At 69.5% G+C, this 1,416-nt stretch carries 2 protein-coding genes; one reads left to right on the forward strand and one right to left on the reverse strand.

Features of this window, described 5'->3' with window-relative positions; all coding sequences use genetic code 11:
• Nucleotides 1-536: helix-turn-helix transcriptional regulator (locus ABZ281_RS47530; RefSeq protein ID WP_356664863.1), on the reverse strand; the 536-nt coding region annotated here is incomplete at its 3' end.
• A gap of 254 nt (nt 537-790) precedes the next feature.
• On the opposite strand from ABZ281_RS47530, the gene ABZ281_RS47535 reads away from it, so the two are divergent.
• Nucleotides 791-1,416, forward strand: a 626-nt coding sequence (locus tag ABZ281_RS47535) for a hypothetical protein (protein WP_356664865.1), incomplete at its 3' end; no start/stop codon positions are given.

Raw genomic sequence — 1,416 nt, forward strand, 5'->3', positions numbered from 1 at the left:
GGATTGCCGCAGCGGACACAGGGGCGGGTGACGTCTTCGGGAAGGTGGGTCCAGGAGCCGGGCACGTCGTACTCGGGGTACTCGGCCTGCGCCGCCGTGTTGTCGAGGGCGGGGCTCTGGTCGGTGTCCGGCCAGACGAGTTCAGGCGGGTCCTCGATGTCGTAGTCGAACAGGGGGGGCTGCTCCTCCTCCGCTGCGGCCGGCGGCTGCGGCGCAGGCCCGGCGTCAGGCACGGGCACGGGCACCGAAGCGGTGGCGCCGCCCGTCACTGCGGCGCGAGCGAGCTCGTCGGCGAAGTAGGCGAGGAGCCGGGCGTAGAGCTGGCCCTTCTCACCACGCGGCGTGCGGGGTGGATCGGATTCCCAGGTCCACACCGTCTCACGGCGCACGTTGGTCGCCTTGCCCATCTGCGTCACGGTCCAGCCGAACTCCTCGCGGAGCCTGACGCGTGCGGCCGGGTCCGGCAGCGGCGGCACGGGGCCGTCGAGCGGGATCCGTGCGAGCACCGCCGTCACCGGGTCGGTTGCCGGGTCCACTTCCACCTCCACCCTCAAAAACAGAATCTAACGCGAATCTAACGCACTCGCACCGACTGCCGATTGCAAGTTTTGTTCACATTTCAATGTGCATTATGGTTGTTGCTTATTCTGATTTCAAGATGTAAGTTGAGGGGATGCCGCCGGATGGCGGGCGCGCCCCCACACGGAGCCGGTACGAACCCGAGCCCACCCCTGGCCAAGCTGGGAGCCCCCTTTCCTGTCCGGCATGACACCTGAGGAGTACGACAGCCATGGCCTTTCCCCCTCGGCACGTTCTGTCCCCCGAACCCGGGGAGCCTGCCGCGCCCGGGTCGCGGATCACCGTCGAGGCCGGCGACATCCTGATGCGACGAGGTCTCAACGATCACGCCCGCTCGGCCCAGGTGAACGTGATCGAGGCCGCCAAGGCGCTGGAGGACTTCCGCCTCGGCCGCGGCGCCTCGCTGGAGCGCGCTGAGACTCTCGCCGGCCGTGCCGTCGCGACCTTCCAGGAGCGCACCGGCGAGCATGACGAGGCCGCTTGGCAGGCCGCCGTGGTCTACATGGTGGAGCTGTGGGCGACTCGCTACAACGCGGGCCGCGCGGCTGCCTTCGACCCCGCCCCGGCCCCGCCGTCCATGTTCACCCCGGTGCATCCACTGCGACTGGAGACGGTCAGCCGCGACGCCCACGACCACGTCCTCGGCGCCGGCCGGTCGCTGGAGCGGGCGGCGCGGGGTGTGGACACGATGGACATCGGCCGCGCGCAGCACGGCATGCACGAAGCCGCCCGGCTGCTCCATGACCAGCTCGACGGTCTGTCCATGCCGCTGTGGGTGCTCATCAGCCGGTTCTGCGCCGAGATCCACGCGGAGAACCTCCGCATTCTGAAGACGGC

Source organism: Streptomyces sp. NPDC006265, from assembly GCF_040613555.1.
In the GTDB taxonomy this organism is placed as follows: Bacteria; Actinomycetota; Actinomycetes; order Streptomycetales; family Streptomycetaceae; genus Streptomyces.